Source organism: Acinetobacter sp. CY81, from assembly GCF_059515925.1.
In genome coordinates, this window is record NZ_JCAKNC010000002.1 from 92663 (window position 1) to 114948 (window position 22286).

A 22286-nucleotide genomic window follows, 5' to 3' on the forward strand; every position below is an offset into this window, starting at 1 on the left:
ATTGATGCACCCGAATGGGTGTAATTGTCGTTTAGGTTGACTGAATTTGTATTAAATAGGAAGCCAAGCTAATGGCTGAAACTGACATTGCTATGCCAGAGTCAACTCCAGTTGATTCACGCCCAGCATTTGCGATTGTAGAAGATCTCAAAACCAAATTTGGTGAGAACTTCTATGTGCAAACGACTTTTGAAGATTTTCCAACGGTCTGGGTTGAGCGCGCACGTGTACAAGAAGTTTTAATGTTCTTGCGTACAGTGTCACGTCCTTACGTGATGTTGTTCGACTTGTCTGCGGTAGATGAGCGTTTACGTACGCACCGTGACGGTTTACCTGCGTCTGACTTCACTGTGTTCTATCACTTGTTGTCACTTGAACGTAACACCGATATTCGTATTAAAGTTGCTTTAAACGAGAATGATGTAAATCTTCCGACAGCAACCAATATTTGGCCAAATGCCAATTGGTACGAGCGTGAAGCGTACGATATGTTTGGAATCAATTTCGAAGGGCATCCGATGCTCCGTCGTATTTTGTTACCAACGTATTGGGAAGGTCACCCACTTCGTAAAGAATACTCTGCACGTGCGACTGAATATACACCGTATATGCAGAACCAAGCGAAGCAAGATTATGAACAAGAGCATCTCCGTTTTGTACCTGAAGATTGGGGTATGAAGCGTGGTAATGATGACGAAGACTTCATGTTCTTGAACTTGGGTCCTAACCATCCATCTGCACATGGTGCGTTCCGTGTAATCTTGCAGTTGGACGGTGAAGAAGTAAAAGACTGTGTGCCTGATATTGGTTATCACCACCGTGGTGTGGAAAAGATGGCTGAACGTCAAACTTGGCATTCATTCATTCCATACACAGACCGTGTTGACTACTTAGGTGGTTGTGCGCAAAACATGCCTTACGTGCTTGGCGTAGAGCAAATGGCAGGGATTACTGTTCCTGATCGTGCGCAATGTATCCGTGTGATGATGTCTGAGTTATTCCGTATCAATAACCACTTATTGTTTATTGGTACTGCGATTCAGGATGCTGGTGGTATGACGCCAGTCTTCTACATGTTTGCTGACCGTCAAAAAATCTATGATGCGATTGAAGCGATCACCGGTTACCGTATGCACCCTGCATGGTTCCGTATCGGTGGTACAGCACATGACCTTCCAAACAACTGGCAACACCTGATCCGTGAAATTTTGGATTGGATGCCGAAGCGTTTGAAGGAATACCATACTGCAGCACTTAAAAACTCAGTATTTGTAGGTCGTACACGTAATGTTGCGCAATACGATGCAAAATCTGCATTGGCTTGGGGTGTAACAGGTACGGGTCTGCGAGCAACAGGTATTGACTTTGACGTACGTAAATATCGTCCATACAGTGGCTACGAAAACTACGACTTCGATGTGCCAGTTGAATATGAAGGCGATGCTTATGCGCGTGTAATGGTTCACTATCGTGAAATCGAAGAATCATTAAAAATCGTGAAGCAGTGTTTAGACAATATGCCGTCTGGTGCATATAAAGCTGACCATCCATTGGCAGTTCCACCACCGAAAGACAAGACTTTACAAGACATTGAAACTTTGATTACGCACTTCTTGAGCGTATCTTGGGGTCCTGTAATGCCTGCGGGTGAAGCTTCTGTCATGGCAGAAGTGGTGAAAGGTGCGTCGAACTACTACATCACGTCTGACAAGTCGACGATGAGTTATCGTACACGTATCCGTACACCAACTTTCACGCATTTACAGCAAATGCCTTCTGTGATTAACGGCAGCTTAATGTCTGACTTAATCATTTATTTAGCGACAATTGACGTCGTAATGGCTGACGTGGATCGCTAAGGGGTAAACGCATTATGATGATTTTGACTGATAAAAAGCCACGTGTGAACGTTGAAGGGATTTTAACTGCGGAAGAAATCCACGATATTGAACATCACATTGAGCATTATCCGTACCCACGCGCAGCGTGTTTGGATGCATTGAAATGTGTTCAACGTCGTAACGGTTGGGTAGATGATGCGCAGATGAATGCAATTGCTCAATTGCTCAGCATGAGTCTTGCAGACCTTGAAGGTGTGGCAACATTCTACAACCGTATTTATCGCCAGCCGGTAGGTCGCAACGTAATTTTACTGTGTGATTCGATCGCTTGCTTCTTGATGGGTGCTGAAACTTTAGCAGAAGCATTCCAACGTGAATTGGGGATTCAATTTGGTCAAACGACTGCAGATGGTCGTTTTACAATTTTGCCGATTTGCTGTTTGGGGAACTGTGACAAAGGTCCAACCCTGATGATTAACGAAGATACTCACGGACTTGTGGAAGTTTCTTCTGTGAAACAGCTCTTGGAGAAGTATGTATGAATACTGAACCAAAACCGATTTATGGCGACGGTAACCCAGAAACTCACCCGCTTACATGGCGTTTGAGCAAGCAAGCGAATGTTCGTAGTGCAGATGATTACGAAGCACTTGAAGGTTATGCAGGCCTGAAAAAAGCAATCACAATGCCACCGAAAGATGTGCTTGAAGTGATTAAAGCTGCGACAGTAAAAGGTCGTGGTGGTGCAGGTTTCCCGGCAGGGATTAAATGGTCGCTCATGGCGCCAAATGATAACTCAGGGCCGCGTTACTTAATTTGTAATGCCGATGAGATGGAACCGGGTACATTCAAAGACCGTTTGTTGATGGAAGATCTTCCACATCAATTGATCGAAGGGATGTTGATTGCTGCTTATACATTAGAAGCAACACATGGTTATATCTTTATCCGTGGTGAGTACATCGAAGCTGCTCAATATTTGAATGAAGCTTTAGATCAAATCCGTGCCAAAGGTTACTTGGGTGAAAACATCCTGGGTACAGGCTGGAATTTTGAGTTGTACGTGCATACGGGTGCCGGTCGTTATATCTGTGGTGAAGAAACTGCATTGATCAACTCGCTTGAAGGTCGCCGTGCAAATCCACGTACGAAGCCACCATTCCCGCAAGTTGCAGGTGCTTGGGGTCGTCCTACGATTGTGAACAACGTAGAGACCTACAACAACTTACCAGCAATCATGCTTCGTGGTCCTGAATGGTACATCGGTTTATCTGAAGGTAAGTCGAAAGATCCAGGTACGAAGATCTATGGCGCATCAGGTAAAGTGAAATTCCCAGGTCTTTGGGAGCTTCCATTTGGTACAACTGCGCGTGAAGTAATTGAAGATCACGCGGGTGGTATGCGTGATGGTTTAACACTTAAAGCATGGTTACCAGGTGGTGCATCTACAGACTTCTTGGCTGCTGAGCATATTGATCTTCCTATGGATGCAGAAAGCATCATGAAAGCAGGTTCACGTTTAGGTACGTGTTTGCTGATGGTGGTTGATGAAACTCAATGTATGGTTTCAGCAACGCGTAACCTTGAAGAATTCTTTGCACGTGAGTCTTGTGGTTTCTGTACTCCATGTCGTGATGGTTTACCTTGGGCTGTTAAAGCATTGAAAGCTTTAGAAAATGGCGAAGGTAAGCAGGAAGATATCGATCACTTACAAGAGTTAACTCGTAAGCTTTGGATTGGTAAAACTTTCTGTGCTCACGCACCGGGTGCGATGGAACCTTTAATGGGCGCACTTAAACATTTCCGTGGTGAATTTGAAGCAAAAGTCGTGAATGCGGCTGCTCAAACTCGCAACGTTGAACAAGCTTAAGGAATTCGACTATGGCTACAATTCATGTCGATGGTAAATCGTATGAAGTCGACGGCTCAGAAAACTTGCTACAAGCTTGTTTGAGTCTAGGCATTGACATCCCATACTTTTGTTGGCATCCATCCTTAGGTTCTGTTGGTTCTTGCCGTCAGTGTGCTGTTACTCAATATGCGAACCCAGAAGATACTCGCGGTCGCTTAGTAATGTCATGTATGACGCCTGCGTCTGACAATACCTATATTTCGATTGAAGACAAAGAAGCGAAAGATTTTCGTGCGTCTATCGTAGAATTCTTAATGACGAATCACCCACATGACTGTCCAGTGTGTGAAGAAGGTGGTCATTGTCATTTACAAGATATGACGGTGATGACTCAGCATGATCGTCGTCGCTACCGTTTCACAAAACGTACGCATTACAACCAAGAGTTAGGCTCATTCATTTCACACGAAATGAACCGTTGTATCGCATGTTATCGTTGTGTGCGTTACTACAAAGACTACGCAGGTGGTACAGACTTCGGTGTGTATGCCAATGCATCACGTGTTTACTTTGGTCGTCCAGAATCAGGTACTTTAGAATCTGAATTCTCAGGTAACTTGACTGAAGTATGTCCAACAGGTGTATTCACGGACAAAACGCATTCAGAGCGTTATAACCGTAAATGGGACATGCAGTATGCGCCAAGCGTATGCCAAGGTTGTTCTTCAGGTTGTAACATCTCTCCGGGTGAGCGTTATGGCGAATTACGTCGTGTAGAAAACCGTTTCAACGGTGAAGTAAACCAATACTTCCTATGTGATAAAGGTCGTTTCGGTACAGGTTATGTGAACCGTGCAGATCGTCCGCGTCAGCCGCAGTTCCGTTCAGGTAAGAGTGTTGAAACAGTTTCTGTAGATCAAGCATTAGATACAGTGATTGCAAATATCCAAGGCAAAAAAGTATTGGGTATTGGTTCTCCACGTGCATCGCTTGAATCAAACTTCGCATTACGTGAATTAGTGGGTCAAGCAAACTTCTCTACAGGTCTTTCTCAAAAAGAACAAAACCTAGTAGAGCTTGCAGCTTCGATTATGCAAACTGAGGGTGTTTACAACCCAGGCATGCGTGAAATCGAAAGCTATGATGCTGTGTTGATTTTGGGTGAAGACCTAACGCAAACAGCGCCACGTATGGCTTTATCTGTTCGTCAAGCATCGAAAAACAAAGCCAAAGAAATGGCTGCTGAACGTCGTACGCAAGAATGGTTGGCTGAACCTGTGCAACGTATTGCTCAAGATGCTAAATCTCCGATTTACATTTTAGCTGCAACGCAAACACGTTTAGCGGATGCTGCTACAGGTGAAGTTGTTGCTTCTCCAAACGACATCGCACGTTTAGGTTTTGCAATCGCTGCTGGTGTGAAAGGTGAAGCAATCCTTGGTTTGGATGATGATGCGAAAGCATTTGCTCAAACTATTGCGGATACTTTGAAAGCTGCTAAAAAGCCATTGATTATCTCTGGTACAAGCTTACAAGATCCAGCGATCATGGAAGCTGCGGCACAAGTTGCTCAAAACCTTGGCGCTAACGCAGGTTTAACATTGACTGTTCCTGAAGTGAACTCAATGGGTATGGCAATCCTTGGCGGTCAAAGCTTAGAGCAAGCATTTGCTCAAGACTATGACACGATTGTGATTGTTGAAAATGACCTTTACCGTCGTTTACCAGCGAAACAAATTAATGCTGCTTTGGCTAAAGCTAAAGACATCATCGTACTTGATCATGCTGAAACTGAAACAGTGAAAAAAGCGAACATCGTTCTTTCTGCTGCTTCATTTGCGGAAGGTGATGGTACGGTTGTATCTCAAGAAGGTCGTGCTCAACGTTTCTACCAAGTGTATGACGCAAGCTACTACAAACCTGAATATGCAATTAAAGAATCATGGCGTTGGATTCATGCCATTGAAACTGGCGTGAAAGGTCAAGCGATTTCTTGGACCGTTCTTGATGACGTGATTGAATCAGTTGCGAAAAACGTACCTGCTTTAGAAGCGATTCAAGATGTAGCACCAAATGCAGGCTTCCGTGTACACGGTCTTAAAGTTGCACGTGAGCCACGTCGTTACTCTGGTCGTACATCACTTCGCGCGCCATTGTCTATTCATGAGCCTAAACAGCCGACGGATCAAGATTCAGCATTAACATTCTCTATGGAAGGTTATGTCGGTAATCAAACACCTTCACCACTGGTACCATTTGCATGGTCAGCGGGTTGGAACTCACCACAAGCTTGGAACAAGTTCCAAGATAAAGTGGGCGGTTCATTGAAAGGTGGTGATTCAGGTATCCGTTTGTTTGATCGTTTAACTAAACGTCCTGCACGTACATTTGTTGCGCCAGCACCAGTACTTGTAAATGCTGAAAGCTTCCGTTTAGTGCCAATGCATCATATTTTCGGATCTGGTGAATTCACAGTGAAAACACCTGCGATGGAATCACGTATTCCAGAAGCAGTATTCGCAGTGGGTGAGCAAGATGCAACTCGTTTGAACCTTCAAGACGGTCAAAAAATCACTGTGAAAGCAGGTGAGACTTCAATCGTACTTCCAGTTCAAGTGATCGAATATTTACCAACAGGTTATATTGGCTACCCAATTGGTCTTGCACCAACGGTTTCTCTTGCTGAGCCTGTATCAGTAGCGGTAGGAGCATAATTCATGGAACAAGAATTAATCCGTCAAACGCCGCTTTGGGCTGAGAACTGGCCAATTGCCTACTCTGTAGTTCAAGCGATTGTGATCTTACTGGTTGTTGTATTGATCGCTGCGTTGATGTCGTTCATTGAACGTCGTTTGCTGGGCTTATGGCAGGACCGTTACGGTCCTAACCGTGTAGGTCCAGGTGGTATGTTCCAGATCGTTGCCGACATGTTGAAAATCATGTTCAAAGAGGACTGGACACCGAAATTTGCTGACAAATTGACATTCCGTTTAGCACCAGCAGTTGCGATGGCAACTGCGGTGTTATCGTTCATGGTTATTCCTGTTTCACCTTACTTAGGTGTTGCAGACATGAGCATCGGTCTATTGTTCTTTATGGCAATGGCAGGTATTGCTGTCTATGCAGTTTTATTTGGTGGTTGGTCTTCTAACAACAAATATGCATTGCTCGGTGGTTTACGTTCTGCGGCTCAAACGATTTCTTATGAAGTCTTCTTGGGTATTTCACTGATGGGTGTAGTTGCAATTGCAGGCTCATTCAACATGCGTGAAATCGTAGAAGCACAAAAAGATGTTTGGTTTGTTATTCCTCAATTCTTAGGTTTCTTAATCTTTGTGGTTGCGGGTGTTGCGGTAACGCATCGTCATCCATTTGACCAACCAGAAGCAGAACAAGAATTGGCTGAAGGTTACCATGTTGAATATGGTGGTATGAAGTGGGGTATGTTCTTCGTTGCGGAATACGTAAACGTAGTATTGATCTCAGCTTTAATCGTGACTTTATTCTTCGGTGGTTGGTTAGCGCCTTTCAACTTAGACATTCCGTTCCTTCCGCCAGCTTTCTGGTTCATTATTAAAACAGCATTCTTTGTGATGATGTTTGTATTGGCACGTGGTTCGCTTATGCGCCCTCGTTATGACCAAGTGATGAACTTCGGTTGGAAGATTTGTTTGCCTTTAGCGTTAGTCAACTTGTTGGTGACTGGTGCTGTGATTCTGATGAATCAGGCCTAGGACAGCAGGGAGTACAAAATGTATAAAATTCTAGCTGGATTTGGGACGATCGTTCGTTCGTTGTTCATGGTGTTTAGCCATGCAACACGCAAACGTGACACCATTTTATATCCAGAAGTAAAAGCTGAAGACATCGTACCACCACGTTTCCGTGGTCGTATCGTGTTAACACGTGATCCAGATGGCGAAGAGCGCTGTGTTGCGTGTAACCTTTGTGCTGTTGCATGTCCTGTTGGCTGTATCTCACTTCAAAAAGCTGAAAAAGAAGATGGTCGTTGGTATCCGGAGTTTTTCCGTATCAACTTCTCTCGTTGTATTTTCTGCGGTATGTGTGAAGAAGCGTGTCCTACGACTGCAATTCAAATGACACCTGATTTCGAATTGGGCGAATACGTTCGTCAAGACTTGGTATATGAGAAAGAAAACTTACTCATTTCAGGTCCAGGTAAATACCCTGACTACAACTTTTACCGTGTAACGGGTATGGCTGTGACAGGTAAAGATAAAGGTCAAGCACAACGCGAAAGCGCACCTGTTGATGTACGGAGTCTATTACCATGATGTGGCCATTTTATTTGATGGCACTTGTGGCCATCGTTTCTACGATTCGTGTTGTAACCAACGCGAATCCTGTACATGCTTTATTAAGCTTGATCGTTTCTCTACTTGCTGTTGCAGGTATGTTCATGATTGTGGGCGCGCCATTTGCTGGTGCGCTTGAGATCATCGTCTATGCAGGCGCGATCATGGTTTTATTCGTATTCGTTGTGATGATGTTGAACTTAGGTCAACACACGGTTGAGCAAGAACGTAAATGGATGACTTCATCTGCTTGGGCATATCCAGCATTGATGAGTTTCATTATGGGCTTAACGCTTATTTGGACATTTACTTCTGATTTCAACACCGTGACTGCACCGCTAATGGGTACAGAAATGGTTGGACCGAAAGAAGTTGGTATTGCACTGTTTACGAAGTACTTATTATTGGTTGAAATTGCTGCGATGTTATTGCTAGCTGCTTTAGTAGCTGCATTCCATCTTGGTAAGCGTGAGCCAGGTGTAGAAGAGGAAAAGAATAATGGGTAATATCCCTTTAGAACATGGTTTGATCGTTGCGACCATTCTTTTTGCACTTGGTTTTTACGGTGTGATGGTTCGTCGTAACCTTTTATTTGTGTTAATGAGTCTAGAAGTGATGATGAATGCAGCAGCGCTTGCATTCGTTATGGCTGGCAGTGCTTGGGTACAACCAGATGGACAGATCATGTTCATTCTAATTCTAACGCTTGCTGCGGCTGAGGCTTGTATCGGACTTGCAATCGTCCTTCAGTTCTATCATCGCTTCCATCATTTGGATGTGGATGCTGCTAGTGAGATGCGCGGATGAGTTTATTAGCATTAACGATATTATTCCCGCTCATTGGTTTTATCCTTTTAGCGGCAGGGCGTAACAAACTTCCTGAATCTGTTGCAGCCATCATTGGTGTTGGTTCTGTCGGTCTGTCTGCTTTATTTGCTTTAATCGCAGGTATGCAGTTCATTAACAGTGGCGAACAGTCACAAGTGACGCATCTTTGGACATGGTTTAATGTTGCCGGTTTTGCACCTGGCATTAGCTTGCACCTAGATGGTTTATCACTTTTGATGCTCGGTATGGTAACAGGGGTTGGTTTCCTGATTCATATCTTTGCTTCATGGTATATGCGTGGTGAAGAAGACTTCGCGCGTTTCTTCTCTTACTTCAACTTGTTCGTTGCGAGCATGTTGCTTCTCGTACTTGGCGATAACTTAGCGTTATTGTTCTTGGGTTGGGAAGGTGTAGGTCTGTGTTCTTACTTGCTGATTGGTTACTACTACCAAAACCCATCAAATGGTGTTGCAGCAATTAAGGCATTTACCGTAACACGTATTGGTGACGTATTCTTATTGATCGCTTTATTCCTCATTTTCCAACAGTTTGGAACATTGAATATTGCTGAGATCGTAGCAAATGCGCCAACAGTCATGACGCAAAGTTCATCACTTACGATTTGGACTGCTTTAATGTTGTTCTTGGGTGCTGCAGGTAAATCTGCTCAAATCCCATTGCAAACATGGTTGGCAGATGCGATGGCAGGTCCTACACCTGTATCTGCATTGATCCACGCAGCAACAATGGTTACAGCGGGTGTTTACCTGTGTTGCCGTATGTTCTCTGTGATGGAAATGGCACCAGAAGTGATGATCTTTATCTCAATCACGGGTGCAGTGACATTGCTTGTTGCTGGTTTCGCAGCATTGGTTCAGACAGACATCAAACGTATTCTTGCTTACTCTACAATGAGTCAGTTGGGTTATATGTTTATGGCGGTTGGTGCAGAAGCTTACCAAGCGGGTCTATTCCACATGTTGACTCACGCATTCTTTAAAGCGTTATTGTTCCTTTCTTCTGGTGCAGTGATTCTTGCGTTCCATCACGAACAAAACATTTTCAAAATGGGTGGCTTGTTCTACAAGAACAAATTCCTATTTGCTTGTTTCGCCATTGGTGGCGGTGCATTGGCAGCGATTCCATTCTTAACGATTGGTTTCTTCTCAAAAGATGCGATTCTTGCAGCGGTATGGACACAACAGCATTTAGCTGGTGAGTCAATCTTCAATATCCTTTACTGGGTGGGTGTGGCAGGTGCGTTCTTAACATCGATTTATACATTCCGTTTAATCTGGATCGTATTCTTTGGTAAAGAAAATACGCCTTATCACGAAATCAAAGGCGCAACGTATTGGGCTCCTTTAGCGATTCTTGCTGTACTTTCTACAGGTATTGCAATCGTCCTTAAAGCACCGGTAATGAGTATTTTGAATGCAGCTCAAATTCCTGCATTTATCATTCCTGAAGCTTTAGAAGCAGGTGCACATGGTGCTGAATATGTAGCAATTGCTGTTGCATTGACTGGTCTAGTGGTTGGTGTGGTGTTATTTGCATTTGCATATAAAGCAGTTCAATCATTTGCAAACACTTGCTTAGGTGCTGGACTGGTGAATATCTGCCGTAATGCACTTGGCTTTGATGCGTTGTATGACATCGTATTTGTTAAGCCTTATTTACTTATCGCGAAGATTTTAGGTCGTGATCCAATTGATGGTTTGTGGTTAATGCTTCCTGCTATTGTTAAAGGTGGTCATAGCTTCACAAGCTCACGTCAAACAGGTTCATTGCGTGAATACGCATCAAGTATGGCACTGGGTATCGTTGTCATTTTAATGATCTTGGTCGTGACTCAGGTCGTGGGGAAATAAGATGGAAATCACAAACAACTGGTTTTTACCCGCGCTGATCTTAGTACCGTTCATTGCTGGTTTTGTATGTTGGTTAGTCGATAAGTTCGACGAACATTTGCCGCGCTATATTGCGATGGCAGGTATGCTTGTTACTTTAGTGATCTGTATTGCACTTTGGCAGTCAGGTACGTATAGCTATGAAGTTGGTGGCGCTGCTCCAACTTGGTCTGCTGAATTCATGGTGCCATGGATTCAAACGCTGGGGATTAATATCCATTTAGCGGTAGACGGTTTATCTCTTCTCATGGTGGGTTTAACTGCACTCCTTGGTGTGTTGGCAGTTGGCTGTTCATGGGGTGAGATTCAAAAGAATGTTGGTTTCTTCCACTTAAACCTTTTGTGGTCTTTGGGTGGTGTGATCGGTGTATTCTTAGCGATTGATATGTTCCTCTTCTTCTTCTTCTGGGAAATGATGTTGGTGCCAATCTACTTCTTGATCGCACTTTGGGGTCATAAAGGAGCAGATGGTAAATCACGCGTTTATGCTGCAACTAAATTCTTCATCTACACACAAGTTGCTGGTTTGATCATGCTTGTTGGTATTCTAGGTCTAGTGATCTATGGATACATGATGACGCAAACGATTAGCTTTGGTTATGGTCACTTGATGGCTGTTGCAAACGCACTTGATACACAAGCGCCAGCGATTGCTTATGCATTCATGATCTGTTTATTCATCGGTTTTGCGGTAAAACTTCCTGTTTTCCCATTACACGGTTGGTTACCAGATGCACATGCTCAAGCGCCTACAGCAGGTTCTGTAGACTTAGCGGGTATCTTGATTAAAACTGCGGCATACGGTTTATTGCGTTTCGTGATTCCGTTCTTCCCAGCTGCGTCTGCACAGTTTGCAGATATCGCGATTATTCTTGGTTTGATCGGTATCTTCTACGGTGCATGGTGTGCATTCCAACAAACAGACATGAAACGTCTGCTTGCTTACACCTCTATTTCACACATGGGCTTTGTACTCCTTGCGATCTACGCAGGTAACGTTCTTACGTTCCAAGGCTTAATGATCATGATGTTGGCACATGGTTTGTCATCTGCTGCATTGTTTATCATGTGTGGTCAAGTATATGAGCGTTTGCATACACGTGATCTACGTTTGATGGGTGGTATTCGTGGTCAATTCCAGTATTTACCATTCTTCCTTATGTTCTTCGTTGCAGCGCTCGTAGGTATTCCAGGTTTAGGTAACTTTATCGGTGAATTCTTAATCTTGATGGGTGCATTTGCCAAGTTCCCAACGTTCACAATCATTGCTGCGATCAGTTTAGTATTTGCTGGTTTGTATGGTTTGATCCTGATTCACAAAGCATTGTTTGGTACGCCAAATGAAGAGCAAAAACAGCACTATACAAGCCCATTGAAAGATTTGAATGCGCGTGAATTGGTGATTCTGTCGATCTGTGCTTTAGGTCTATTGTGGCTTGGTCTTTACCCACAAACCTTCCTTGATATTTCGAACTCAAGTATGGCGTGGTTAGCGAATAGCTATATTCCAGTACAAGAAGCAGTTGAAGTTGTTCAACAAACAACAACTCAATTTGAAAATGTGGAGATCCAATAAGTCATGAACTTCACACTCTCTTTTTCTGAGCTAATGCCATTGGCTCCAGTGATGATTGTTGCTTTGACAGCAATCGTCGTGATGATCCTTACAGCGATCAAACGTAATCATAATTTGATTGCGACTGTTTCTGTGATTGGTCTGAATTTATCACTTGCAAGCATTTTATTAACAATGTTTGGTGGTGAGGTTGTTCCTAGAAACGTAATGGGTCTGTTTATTGTTGATCCATTCTCGTTGCTTTATCAGCTTGTTATTTTGGTAGCAGCATTGGCTTGCTGTACTTTATCGCATGCTTATATTGACTCGTATAAAGACAATCGCGAAGAGCTTTATATCTTAATGTTGATCTCGATTTCGGGTGCAATGTTAATGGTATCAAGTTCTCACTTTGCATCATTCTTCATCAGCTTAGAGTTGATGTCGATTCCTGTGTATGGTTTGTTGGCTTATACACATCAACGTGCGAAGTCTTTAGAAGCGGGCATTAAGTACCTTGTACTTTCTGCAACAGCTTCGGCGATGTTGTTGATGGGTATGGCTTACGTTTACGCAATGTTGGGTTCATTGTCATTTGCTGGTCAAGTCGATGATATGTTCTGGACGTTAACACAAACTCAAGATCCACAATTGATGATGGCGCTTCAAGCGTATCTTCCACAATTGGGTGAAAAATTCACTTCTGTATTTGGAATTTTAGGTCTTGGTTTAATCGTTGCTGCGGTTGCATTTAAATTGTCTCTTGCGCCATTCCATAAATGGACACCAGACGTTTATGCAGGTGCAGCTGCACCAATCGCAACATTCTTAGCAACTGTTGCTAAAGTAGCGATGATTGGTTTATTTGTTCGTTACTTGTTGTCTTCTGGCGTGATCGGCATTGAAGCAATCAAGACGATTATCATTGTGATTGCAGTGATGTCGATTCTTGTAGGTAACTTACTTGCAGTTAAACAAGTGAACCTTAAACGTATCTTGGCATACTCTTCAATTGCGCATTTCGGTTACTTAATGTTAGGTCTGATCAGTGCATCATTCCTTAGCTTAACCTCTGTAAACGTATATGTAGTGACTTATGTATTAACAACGATCGGTGCTTTTGGTGCTGTCGCGTTAATGTCTAGTCCTTATAACAATGCCAACGAAGCTGAAACACTTGCTGATTACCGTGGTTTGTTCTGGCGCCGTCCAATTCTAACTGCAACTTTAACAGTGATGATGTTGTCTCTAGCGGGTATCCCGTTAACTGCAGGCTTCATTGGTAAGTTCATGTTAGTCATGACAGTTGTGTCTGAAGCACATTGGTTCTTTGCTGCGATGATCGTAGTCGGTTCAGGTATTGGTTTGTACTACTACCTCCGTGTGATGATCGTGATGTACATGACTCCACCTGATAGTCCACGTATTGATGCTGATAAGCATTGGGGGCAAAAAGTAGGTGGAATCATGGTGTTGCTTGCGGCACTAGCAGTATTGGTGATCGGTGTTTATCCAGATCCAATCATTGCTTTGGCGAACCAAGCACAGCTTGTTGCACCATTGCACATTGTTCTTCAATAAAATCGTGTAATAATCTAAAAAATCTATAGTGGTTAACAAAAAAAGCCCTCATTGATTGAGGGCTTTTCTTATTTCTTATATAAAAAACATTTATAATAGTGGAAATTTACTTTTATGTTTTAGGTGTTCTCCCGTGCCCATTCAAGAAATCCGTCATCCGCTCATTCGTCATAAATTAGGTTTATTGCGCCGTGCAGATATCAGCACGAAGAACTTCCGTGAACTTGCACAAGAAGTAACGATGCTTCTCACGTATGAAGCGACGAAAGATTTACTTGTTGTTGATCATGAAATTGATGGTTGGAACGGTAAAGTTACTGTTGATCGTATTGCTGGTAAAAAAATTACTGTTGTGCCAATTTTACGTGCTGGTATTGGCATGTTGGATGGTTTCTTAAATCTGATTCCAAGTGCGAAAGTATCTGTACTGGGTCTTGAGCGTGATGAAGAAACATTAGAAGCACGTACATACTACAAAAAGTTAGTACCAGACGTTCAAAACCGTTTAGCGATGATTATTGATCCGATGCTTGCAACGGGTTCATCACTTGTAGCTGCAATTGATGTATTGAAAGCAAGTGGTTGTAAGGATATTCGTGTCATGGTGTTGGTTGCTGCACCTGAAGGGATCAAACGTGTAGAAGAAGCTCATCCAGATGTGATTATCTTCACTGCATCAGTTGACCAAGGCTTAAACGAAAATGGTTATATCGTTCCAGGCTTGGGTGATGCTGGGGATAAAATTTTCGGTTCTGTGCAAAAAGACTGAAATTAAAAAACAGTAAAAAGGGGCTTTGAGCCTCTTTTTTTATATACTAAGATGAATGTGTTTATAGAGTAGAGTTAAGTTCATGAAATTAGAATTTAAATTTGGAAAGGTAATTAAATTCAATCCTGAGAAAGGATTTGGATTTATTTCGATGGCAGGCGAAGATATATTTTTCCATATTTCAGACTTTCCAGATGCACTTGAAACTGAACCGAAAAAGAATGAAAAAGTTAAATTTGTACTTGAAGAAAATGGTGACAAATTTAAAGCTGCACGTATTGAGCGTGTAGATCCAAATCCAGCGAAGACCAAGCAGAAAAAAATCTTGGCGCATAATGAGTCGATTGCCACAGGATTGTTGTCGAATTTCAGAAAGTAATATGAGATCGGATGTGATAGCGCAATTTAAATCGAATTTATAATTGAACTGCTAAACATCAAGACCGACGTAGAAAGAGGCGAATAGCCTCTTTTTTTATTGAGAAATTAGGGTTGTAGCTTTGCATGTTATTTAAATATTTTAAAAACAATAATTTAAGTTGAATTTTAAAGTTAATTTAGCGTTAATTTGCAATATGACTAAGCACGTAAAATATTTGTATTAGACAGATCAAATTTCTTTGGATAAAGCTAATCACTATATACATAAAGGCTAAAAATTGAGTAATATAGCGGGGAGACTATAGGTCTCCTTTTTTGTTAGTTTTCATACAAATAATGTTAAAAAAATATATAACAAATTTTTGATTGTTAGGGCTTTTGGGGACGGTCTATGTTTTATAAGGGTACACTTAAATCGTATGATGCTGCCGAGCAGGTAGGTATCATTCATTTGTCGGATAAAGATATCGACCTTCATTTTTCATTAGATGACTTCCCTAACTCAACACTAGAGCCTCAAATTGGTGAACGTGTAAAATGTTTAATCGAAGAAAAAGATTTCAAACATATTGCTAAGTTTATTGTGCGTTTAGATCATAAAAATGCAAGAACTGAAAAACCTCGAAATAATATTTTCTATAGTGAAGACGAAGATTTAGACGTCTTAAAAAAAGCACAGCAAGAAAAAGATCAAGTTTTAGCTGAAAATGAGACTTTGGAACAAACCAATCCTGCAATTCCCCAAGAGTTTTTAGAAAATAAGCAAAAATTAGAACAAGATAAAAAACTGAATAATGAAAAAAAGGTGCTAAATGAAAAGCCTTTAAATAAAGCGAAGTCTCAAGATATCACGAAGAGCGTTGATTTAGTTGCCAAAGCTAAACGTCCTAATAGTTCATCAAATCATTCAACAGATCTTACCAACTCGACGACTCCTGTAGAGGTTCATGAAACTATTCAGGAGAATGCTGAAGCTGTTGTTGAAAGGCATGAGCAAGAGCTTACCACTGAATCTAAGCCATCTATCGCTCAAGCTGAATCTTTAACAATAGAAGATTCAAAACCCATTGAGAGTGGTCAATTCTCAAATTCTAATGAGTTAATGGATAAGCAAAATAACAGCACGTTAGTTGTTGCGGATCATTTCAATCATGCTGAACAAGTTTCAGATGAGTTTTCGGAACAAAAAGATGATATCGATAATTCAGTTAATGAAGTCGAGTCTGTTGATCAATCTAAAAACACTGGAAACTCCACAGTATTGCTGCTGAAGCCTGAGGACGAAATTAAGATTCCTCAAACTGCGCCATTGTCTTCATTTACTCAGCCAGTAGATGTAGATATCAAAGGCACATTAGATTTATCACATCCGACGGAAATTAAGCCGATACAGCATGAAAACTCATTCATTACACCATCGAATGAGTCGATTCATTTAGGCCATGCCAAAACGATCGTTCCATTATCGAGTGATCCTTTTGAACAGCTACAACATGAATTAGGCTCTAGACATACCACGTCGATTCCTGAACATAGTCGTTTAAATAGCGATAATAAAAACTATGCTGAAAGTCAGCAAAGTTTAAACAATGCTAGTGTAAGTGAGTCTAAGACTGAGTATTCACAGCAGCAAAATGATGAAAATACCCTACAAAAGGTAAAGACTCAGCTTGCTTATAAAACACATAAGGTTAAGCCGAATAAAAAAGCAGAATTAAATTTTAATCCTTGGATTTTAATGGCTGTTATTTCAGTCATTATCTTGGCGGCATTTGGTTACTTTGGTTTTCAAAAGTATGAGTTGCATAAACAAGAGCAAGAAGCCAAAGCACGTTACTACTTACTAGAACAGCAAAAGGCGATTGAAGATCAGCGTAAAAAGATGGCAAAACTGTCTGATAAACCGATTATTCCAGAGCATCGTCGTAAAGAGCTTTTAGGTGAAACTGCCCAATAATTTTAATGCTTCTTATATTTAGAATTTAAAGTATAAAAAAGCCCCGAGTCTCGGGGCTTTTTTATTATTGATCAATAAAGAAAACTATTCATCACAGAATTTCATAAAAGCTTTTAAGCCTGGACCTTGATACTTTTGGCGGTGTACCAACATGAACAATGGGCGAGTCAATTGCCAGAATGGTGTATCTAAGATAACCAATTGTTCTTTTTCAATTAAAGGCTGAATAGCCAGTTTAGAAATACAAGATAAGCCTAAGCCACCCGCCACAATTTTCAAAATAGCTTCATTGTGTCCAAGTGTTAGACGGATATTTGCATTGGGTAAATCTTTTAAAATTGCATTATCAAAGACTTCACGTGTACCAGAACCTTCCTCACGTAAGATCCATTCTGCATCAATGAAGTCTTTGATGGTGATCGGATGATCAAGTTGTGCCAAAGGATGATTAGGTGAGCAACACACAGCTAACTCATCATCGCGCCAATGGATAGATTGTAGCTGAGGTAAATGACATGACCCTTCAATCAGCGCTAAATCCAATTGGAATTGATTCACAGCTTCGATCATTTGACGCGTATTGCCGACCTGCAACTGCAAATGTGCTTGCGGTTGTTCTTGAAGGAAATTAGCCATTAAATCAGGCATGAGGTAATCACTAATCGTCAGTGTCGCGCCAATGCGTAAATCAATACTTTGTAATTCACCTTTTGCAGCTTGTTCAAAGGCTTCACAACGACCTAAAATTTCCAGTGCTTGTGGAAGTAAGAAACGACCAAGATCGTTGAGTTGTAATCGTTTTCCCAAACGGTCAAACAGCGGAGCACCTAAGCCATCTTCAAGATCAGCCAAAGCCATACTTGCAGCACTTTGAGTAAGTCGAACTGCATCACTTGCTTTGGTTACGGTACCTTCTTGAGCAACGGCTACAAAAACAGCCAGTTGGCGTAATGTCATGCGCATGGGTGAAGCCTTAATTTGAATATATAAATAAGAGTCGGTGAAGAAAATATTTCATATCAGGATCAAAGTGAATGGCTAAGGTATGATTCATTTTGAATGAAAAGATCATACTTATTTCGATGGGTTAAACCAAAGTGGCGTGTTCACAGTGATGGTGATAAGACATTGCTAGTATAAAGCAATAGTGAACATAAAGTTGGGCTTAAAATAGAAGCATTGACTTGTTCAAATCTATAGACTTTGATCAGCATTTCTCTGAGTAATACCACGAATCGTATGACGACATGAAATTTCAATCACCCCTAGTGTCATGCTAACATGAGCATAGTCTGTAGTGCCACGTTGAAATTATGTCAATTGAAAAATTTAGTCTAGAAAAGGTTTTATCTGTTCACCGTTGGACCGATACATTGTTTAGTTTCACAATGACACGCCCCTCACATTTTAAATTCACTGCAGGGCAGTTCGCTCGAATTGGACTGAAAGTGGGTGATGATTTGGTTGTACGTGCTTATTCTGTGGTGTCATCACCATTCGATGAAACCTTAGAATTTTTCTCAATTGTTGTTCCAGATGGTGCTTTTACTTCAAATTTACAACACCTACAAGTGGGTGATGAATTGTATTTGGAAAAGATTCCATACGGTTTTTTGACGTTGACACGCTATCAACTACCTTTGCCTCAAGATCTATGGTTATTAGCAACAGGGACAGGTTTGGCACCTTTTATTTCAATGCTGCAAGATTTTGATACATGGACCAAATATCAAAACATAAACTTGGTGTATAGCGTACGTACAGCCTCTGAGTTGGCTTATGTAGAGCGTATTCAAGAGATTGCTGAAAGTTTTGGTGAAGGGCATACAGGCTTTAAATTCATACCGATTATTACTCGAGATCCAAATGCAGCATTGCATGATCGTTTACCTGTACTGATTGAAAATGGTGAATTAGAAACATATGCAGGCTTAAACTTTAATTTCGAAACATCTCATATTATGCTGTGTGGCAACCCACAAATGGTTGAAGATACCAAAGAGGCTTTAAAAGCTCGTGGCTTGATCATGAATCGTCGTGGTGAAGGGAATATTGCAGTAGAAAATTATTGGTAATCTTTGAATTGGCTTTAATTTGCAGCGGTGCTTATTGCATTAATATTGGTCTGCAAAGACAAATGAAATGTGGAAATTTATCAGAGTTTATTGTTAAAAAACCTCCGAACGGAGGTTTTTTATGTATGTGGAATCAAGGCGAATGCTACAGTTTTAATGGACAAACATATCCATAAATTGACGTATTTCTTGAATGGCTGTCTCTACATCACTGGTGAGCCAAGTGGGTTCAAATAACCCTGCATAATGCTCTAAACGATCATGTGGCACGACCAAACGGATTGGACAGTCTTCTTCCAATAATCGCCATGGAATAATAGGCACTTCATTATCTAGAAATGCAACGATATTGCGAATATCAATAATCATCGCATTTACGCATTCAGGAAATGGCATCACAGAAAATTCTTCAGTTTTACGACGGAAGTATTCGAGATCACCCCATTTCAAAATGTAGCTTGGCTTATTGAATTCAATAATTCCAATCAAATGCTCATCACGTGTTTTATGTAAATAACATTGATGAGTGACATCTGTGTCTAAGTCTAGAGAGACACTTTGCCTGCGATAGGTCATATATTAACAACAGCGAAAAGTAAGGGAGCATATTATAGCCTATTTTTAGTTTTATCTCAGGACTATTCTGTGCGTACGAATTCATACTGTTTATTCACACAATGCAACACAAATGCTTGATAGTATAAAAATTCATCGACAAAGATCGGTTTAAAAGGGGAATCAACATGGCTCATGATTTTAACAAAGAACCTCATAAGATGAATGAAATCGAAAAAGCTGAAAAAAGAAGAATTCCTGTATTTATTTTAATTATCGTTGGGATTTTCTTGGCGGCACTCATTTTTTACATGCTGGCAGATCGAGAACCGCAGCCTGGTCAAGCGCCAGTAGATACGACAGTTCCTGCTGTACAGCAAACTCAAGACAATACTGCCACAGCGACAGATTCTTCGGTGGTTAATACAACCAATGCTGTTGCTAAAGACACCGCAACAGCGACTGATCAATAGGATGAACTAGAGATCATGACTATAAAAGCCTTAGAGAACATCTAGGGCTTTTTTATGTTCAAAAAAAATCATTTTACATAAGAAACATTATGAAATGATTTTGACTGATGTGTTATCAAATTGTCGCTATTTTGCAGCCCTATATTGCTTGAAAAATACACAATAACTAAGGTGTTTATATCGTTGATTGTATTGCTCATATTCGTAATACAACGATTGGATCTTAAGACAAAAATAGAAATTTAAGTCAATGCTTCAAAAACCATAACTTTCCAAAACTATGAATGACTAGAACGAACAGAAGAGGGTTGAAGATATGAATGATTTTATAAACGGTTCATCGAGAGGTGGATTTAATGGCATGTATTATTGGGAACAATTTCACCCGATTCTAGCTGCAGTCGCCATCTTAATTGTAGGTTGGATTATCGCACTCGTCATTGCAGCGGGTATTAAAAAAGTATTATCTAAACTGAATACCAATCAAAAATTATCTACTGCGACAGGACATCGTTCGAATATTGAAAATATTCTATCGAGAGTCGTATTTTGGGTGGTGATGATCATTGCCGTGATTGGCGCATTGAATGTGCTGAATCTAAATAGTGTCAGTGGTCCATTTAGTAATATGGTTCAACAGTTCTTGTTGTTCATCCCTCAATTATTGGCTGCTGTGGCAGTTGGTTTTATTGGTTGGATCGTGGCAAATTTGGTCAAAGTCGGTTTAACCAAACTTTTGAATAAAACCCAACTCGATGAAAAGCTCAGTCAAGATGTTGGGGTAAACTCCTTTAGTCAAAACATCAGTGAAATTGTTTATTGGTTAATTCTACTTTTATTTTTACCGATCGTTCTTTCAATTCTAGGTTTGAATGGTTTGCTGTATCCGATTCAAAACATGGTCAACGAAGCTGTGGTGTTTCTGCCAAATATCTTCATGGCTGGGATTATCATTTTTGTGGGCTACATCTTGGCGAAAATTGTTCGTGGCATTACAGAAGGTTTATTGGGTAGCCTGAATGTTCAACAACACGCTGAGAAAATTGGGCTGTTTAAAAATTCAAATCTTCCCAAAGTACTCGGTTCATTTGTCTTCGCGATCATTATCATCACTTCGCTCATCATCGCATTTGAAGCATTGGGTGTAGAAGCAATTTCTCAACCAGCGACAGCTATGCTGTATGAGATCATGAATGCGATTCCACACATTATTGCTGCAGGCTTAATTTTAATCCTATCCTACGTCGTTGCACGTTTTGTTGCTAATTTAGTGGTTGAAGTCGTATCAGGGACAGGGGTGGATGAAATTCCAGCCAAGCTAGATGTACAGCGTTTCTTGGGTACAACCAAAGTGTCATGCGTGGTGGGTTATCTGATCGTGTTCTTCACCATGTTGTTTGCAGTGTCAGAAGCTGCAAACCGTTTGGGCTTTGAACAAGTCAGTGGCTTAATTGCAATGTTCATCTATTTCGGTGCCAATATTTTGTTGGGTGCTGTGATCTTGGTCATTGGTTTCTGGTTGGCGAATATTGTCGCCAATGTGGTGCAACGGGGTGAAAATAATAGTGCACGATGGTTAGGTAATCTGGTTCGTGTATTGATTATGGGCTTAGTTGTTGCGATGGGCTTACGTGCCATGGGTATTGCTGACTCGATTGTGAATCTAGCATTTGGCTTAACACTCGGTGCTGTTGCTGTGGCATTTGCACTTGCATTTGGTTTGGGTGGTCGTCAGCCGGCAGAGCGCTTATTGAGTGATTTAATCGACAAAGCAAAAAATGATGCGGATAAACCAAATCCGTTGCATGAAATTCAACCTGAGACCAAAGCATCATCGCGTTCAGAGACTGGATCAGCAACACATTCGACAGCTTCAAGTTCAGGAACGACACCATTAGCGGTTGCGCCATTGGAAGAACAAATGGATGCGACGACAGTGGCTGAAGAGTATCAAAAGTCAGATATTCCACCGACTCAAGTCGATGTTGATCCGAACAATAAGCCCTTGAATAACCCTTTTGGCTCAACAGGTGAACCAGAGTCAGATGTGGATATTCAACCGAAAGATGACCCGAAATAACCTTTAATTTAACAACTTGTTCAGCCACGCTGTATGGTGGCTGAACTTAGGTTAGAGGAGTTGTTTGTTGCTTTGAATTTGAAACCTACAAAGCACGTTCATAGATAAAAGTT

At 41.2% G+C, this 22286-nt stretch carries 19 protein-coding genes; 17 read left to right on the forward strand and 2 right to left on the reverse strand.

What is annotated here, in order from left to right:
- The first annotated feature begins 71 nt into the window (after positions 1 to 71).
- From nuoC to AC5YDM_RS02860, 14 genes are all read left to right on the forward strand, one after another.
- The gene (gene nuoC, locus AC5YDM_RS02795) at positions 72 to 1859 is read left to right on the forward strand and encodes an NADH-quinone oxidoreductase subunit C/D (protein WP_496150627.1); all 1788 of its coding nucleotides are present in this window, start codon (positions 72 to 74) and stop codon (positions 1857 to 1859) included.
- Between the two features lie 14 nt (positions 1860 to 1873).
- The gene (gene nuoE, locus AC5YDM_RS02800; RefSeq protein ID WP_496150628.1) at positions 1874 to 2383 is read left to right on the forward strand and encodes an NADH-quinone oxidoreductase subunit NuoE; all 510 of its coding nucleotides are present in this window, start codon (positions 1874 to 1876) and stop codon (positions 2381 to 2383) included.
- On the forward strand, positions 2380 to 3711 hold the full coding sequence (gene nuoF, locus AC5YDM_RS02805) for an NADH-quinone oxidoreductase subunit NuoF (protein ID WP_496150629.1): 1332 nt from the start codon (positions 2380 to 2382) through the stop codon (positions 3709 to 3711). Before nuoE ends, nuoF begins: the two co-directional genes overlap by 4 nt.
- Before the next feature lie 11 nt (positions 3712 to 3722).
- The gene (nuoG, locus tag AC5YDM_RS02810; RefSeq protein WP_496150630.1) at positions 3723 to 6407 is read left to right on the forward strand and encodes an NADH-quinone oxidoreductase subunit NuoG; all 2685 of its coding nucleotides are present in this window, start codon (positions 3723 to 3725) and stop codon (positions 6405 to 6407) included.
- A 3-nt stretch (positions 6408 to 6410) separates the two neighbouring features.
- A complete protein-coding gene (gene nuoH, locus AC5YDM_RS02815; RefSeq protein WP_496124472.1) occupies positions 6411 to 7427 on the forward strand; it encodes an NADH-quinone oxidoreductase subunit NuoH in 1017 nt (338 codons plus the stop codon).
- An 18-nt stretch (positions 7428 to 7445) separates the two neighbouring features.
- Positions 7446 to 7988, forward strand: coding sequence for an NADH-quinone oxidoreductase subunit NuoI (gene nuoI / locus AC5YDM_RS02820; protein WP_496124473.1), 543 nt, complete (start codon positions 7446 to 7448; stop codon positions 7986 to 7988).
- Positions 7988 to 8515, forward strand: coding sequence for an NADH-quinone oxidoreductase subunit J (gene nuoJ / locus AC5YDM_RS02825; protein WP_496150905.1), 528 nt, complete (start codon positions 7988 to 7990; stop codon positions 8513 to 8515). Before nuoI ends, nuoJ begins: the two co-directional genes overlap by 1 nt.
- Positions 8508 to 8816: an NADH-quinone oxidoreductase subunit NuoK gene (gene nuoK / locus AC5YDM_RS02830; protein WP_496124474.1), complete on the forward strand. Its 309-nt coding sequence runs from the start codon at positions 8508 to 8510 to the stop codon at positions 8814 to 8816. The genes nuoJ and nuoK overlap by 8 nt, the downstream gene beginning before the upstream one ends.
- Complete coding sequence (nuoL, locus tag AC5YDM_RS02835; protein ID WP_496150631.1) at positions 8813 to 10708, forward strand: NADH-quinone oxidoreductase subunit L; 1896 nt, start codon at positions 8813 to 8815, stop codon at positions 10706 to 10708. Before nuoK ends, nuoL begins: the two co-directional genes overlap by 4 nt.
- A 7-nt stretch (positions 10709 to 10715) precedes the next feature.
- Positions 10716 to 12323 carry an NADH-quinone oxidoreductase subunit M gene (nuoM, locus tag AC5YDM_RS02840; RefSeq protein ID WP_496150906.1) on the forward strand — a complete coding sequence of 536 codons (1608 nt, stop codon included), beginning with the start codon at positions 10716 to 10718 and terminating at the stop codon, positions 12321 to 12323.
- A 3-nt stretch (positions 12324 to 12326) separates the two neighbouring features.
- Positions 12327 to 13883, forward strand: a complete 1557-nt coding sequence (gene nuoN, locus AC5YDM_RS02845) for an NADH-quinone oxidoreductase subunit NuoN (RefSeq protein WP_496150632.1) — start codon at positions 12327 to 12329, stop codon at positions 13881 to 13883.
- Between the two features lie 133 nt (positions 13884 to 14016).
- Entirely contained in the window at positions 14017 to 14652 is a 636-nt protein-coding gene (upp, locus tag AC5YDM_RS02850; RefSeq protein ID WP_496150633.1) for a uracil phosphoribosyltransferase, read from the forward strand.
- A gap of 82 nt (positions 14653 to 14734) precedes the next feature.
- On the forward strand, positions 14735 to 15031 hold the full coding sequence (locus tag AC5YDM_RS02855) for a cold shock domain-containing protein (protein ID WP_496150634.1): 297 nt from the start codon (positions 14735 to 14737) through the stop codon (positions 15029 to 15031).
- Positions 15032 to 15424: 393 nt separating this feature from the next.
- The gene (locus tag AC5YDM_RS02860) at positions 15425 to 16990 is read left to right on the forward strand and encodes a hypothetical protein (RefSeq protein WP_496150635.1); all 1566 of its coding nucleotides are present in this window, start codon (positions 15425 to 15427) and stop codon (positions 16988 to 16990) included.
- Positions 16991 to 17074: 84 nt separating this feature from the next.
- Here the strand turns inward: AC5YDM_RS02860 and gigC are convergent, their stop codons facing one another.
- Positions 17075 to 17953 (reverse strand): LysR family transcriptional regulator GigC, encoded by an 879-nt coding sequence (gene gigC / locus AC5YDM_RS02865; protein ID WP_496150636.1) that lies wholly within the window; start codon positions 17951 to 17953, stop codon positions 17075 to 17077.
- Positions 17954 to 18303: 350 nt separating this feature from the next.
- Between gigC and AC5YDM_RS02870 the strand changes: the two genes are divergently transcribed.
- Positions 18304 to 19065 carry a ferredoxin--NADP reductase gene (locus AC5YDM_RS02870; RefSeq protein WP_496150637.1) on the forward strand — a complete coding sequence of 254 codons (762 nt, stop codon included), beginning with the start codon at positions 18304 to 18306 and terminating at the stop codon, positions 19063 to 19065.
- Positions 19066 to 19218: 153 nt separating this feature from the next.
- Here the strand turns inward: AC5YDM_RS02870 and AC5YDM_RS02875 are convergent, their stop codons facing one another.
- Entirely contained in the window at positions 19219 to 19641 is a 423-nt protein-coding gene (locus AC5YDM_RS02875) for a hypothetical protein (RefSeq protein WP_496150638.1), read from the reverse strand.
- Positions 19642 to 19808: 167 nt separating this feature from the next.
- Between AC5YDM_RS02875 and AC5YDM_RS02880 the strand changes: the two genes are divergently transcribed.
- Both AC5YDM_RS02880 and AC5YDM_RS02885 read left to right on the forward strand, forming a co-directional pair.
- On the forward strand, positions 19809 to 20093 hold the full coding sequence (locus tag AC5YDM_RS02880) for a hypothetical protein (protein WP_496150639.1): 285 nt from the start codon (positions 19809 to 19811) through the stop codon (positions 20091 to 20093).
- Between the two features lie 316 nt (positions 20094 to 20409).
- Positions 20410 to 22173, forward strand: coding sequence for a mechanosensitive ion channel (locus AC5YDM_RS02885; RefSeq protein ID WP_496150640.1), 1764 nt, complete (start codon positions 20410 to 20412; stop codon positions 22171 to 22173).
- Positions 22174 to 22286: the final 113 nt, after the last annotated feature.

What these genes read in the sequence shown, in the direction of transcription:
- nuoI (WP_496124473.1), top strand. Translation starts at nt 7,446, where the DNA reads ATGTATAAAATTCTAGCTGGATTTGGGACGATCGTTCGTTCGTTGTTC.
- AC5YDM_RS02860 (WP_496150635.1), top strand. Translation starts at nt 15,425, where the DNA reads ATGTTTTATAAGGGTACACTTAAATCGTATGATGCTGCCGAGCAGGTA.
- nuoK (WP_496124474.1), top strand. Translation starts at nt 8,508, where the DNA reads ATGGGTAATATCCCTTTAGAACATGGTTTGATCGTTGCGACCATTCTT.
- nuoL (WP_496150631.1), top strand. Translation starts at nt 8,813, where the DNA reads ATGAGTTTATTAGCATTAACGATATTATTCCCGCTCATTGGTTTTATC.
- AC5YDM_RS02855 (WP_496150634.1), top strand. Translation starts at nt 14,735, where the DNA reads ATGAAATTAGAATTTAAATTTGGAAAGGTAATTAAATTCAATCCTGAG.
- nuoF (WP_496150629.1), top strand. Translation starts at nt 2,380, where the DNA reads ATGAATACTGAACCAAAACCGATTTATGGCGACGGTAACCCAGAAACT.
- nuoJ (WP_496150905.1), top strand. Translation starts at nt 7,988, where the DNA reads ATGTGGCCATTTTATTTGATGGCACTTGTGGCCATCGTTTCTACGATT.
- nuoH (WP_496124472.1), top strand. Translation starts at nt 6,411, where the DNA reads ATGGAACAAGAATTAATCCGTCAAACGCCGCTTTGGGCTGAGAACTGG.
- nuoE (WP_496150628.1), top strand. Translation starts at nt 1,874, where the DNA reads ATGATGATTTTGACTGATAAAAAGCCACGTGTGAACGTTGAAGGGATT.
- AC5YDM_RS02870 (WP_496150637.1), top strand. Translation starts at nt 18,304, where the DNA reads ATGTCAATTGAAAAATTTAGTCTAGAAAAGGTTTTATCTGTTCACCGT.
- AC5YDM_RS02885 (WP_496150640.1), top strand. Translation starts at nt 20,410, where the DNA reads ATGAATGATTTTATAAACGGTTCATCGAGAGGTGGATTTAATGGCATG.
- nuoN (WP_496150632.1), top strand. Translation starts at nt 12,327, where the DNA reads ATGAACTTCACACTCTCTTTTTCTGAGCTAATGCCATTGGCTCCAGTG.
- AC5YDM_RS02880 (WP_496150639.1), top strand. Translation starts at nt 19,809, where the DNA reads ATGGCTCATGATTTTAACAAAGAACCTCATAAGATGAATGAAATCGAA.
- nuoG (WP_496150630.1), top strand. Translation starts at nt 3,723, where the DNA reads ATGGCTACAATTCATGTCGATGGTAAATCGTATGAAGTCGACGGCTCA.
- gigC (WP_496150636.1), bottom strand. Translation starts at nt 17,953, where the DNA reads ATGCGCATGACATTACGCCAACTGGCTGTTTTTGTAGCCGTTGCTCAA.
- nuoC (WP_496150627.1), top strand. Translation starts at nt 72, where the DNA reads ATGGCTGAAACTGACATTGCTATGCCAGAGTCAACTCCAGTTGATTCA.
- AC5YDM_RS02875 (WP_496150638.1), bottom strand. Translation starts at nt 19,641, where the DNA reads ATGACCTATCGCAGGCAAAGTGTCTCTCTAGACTTAGACACAGATGTC.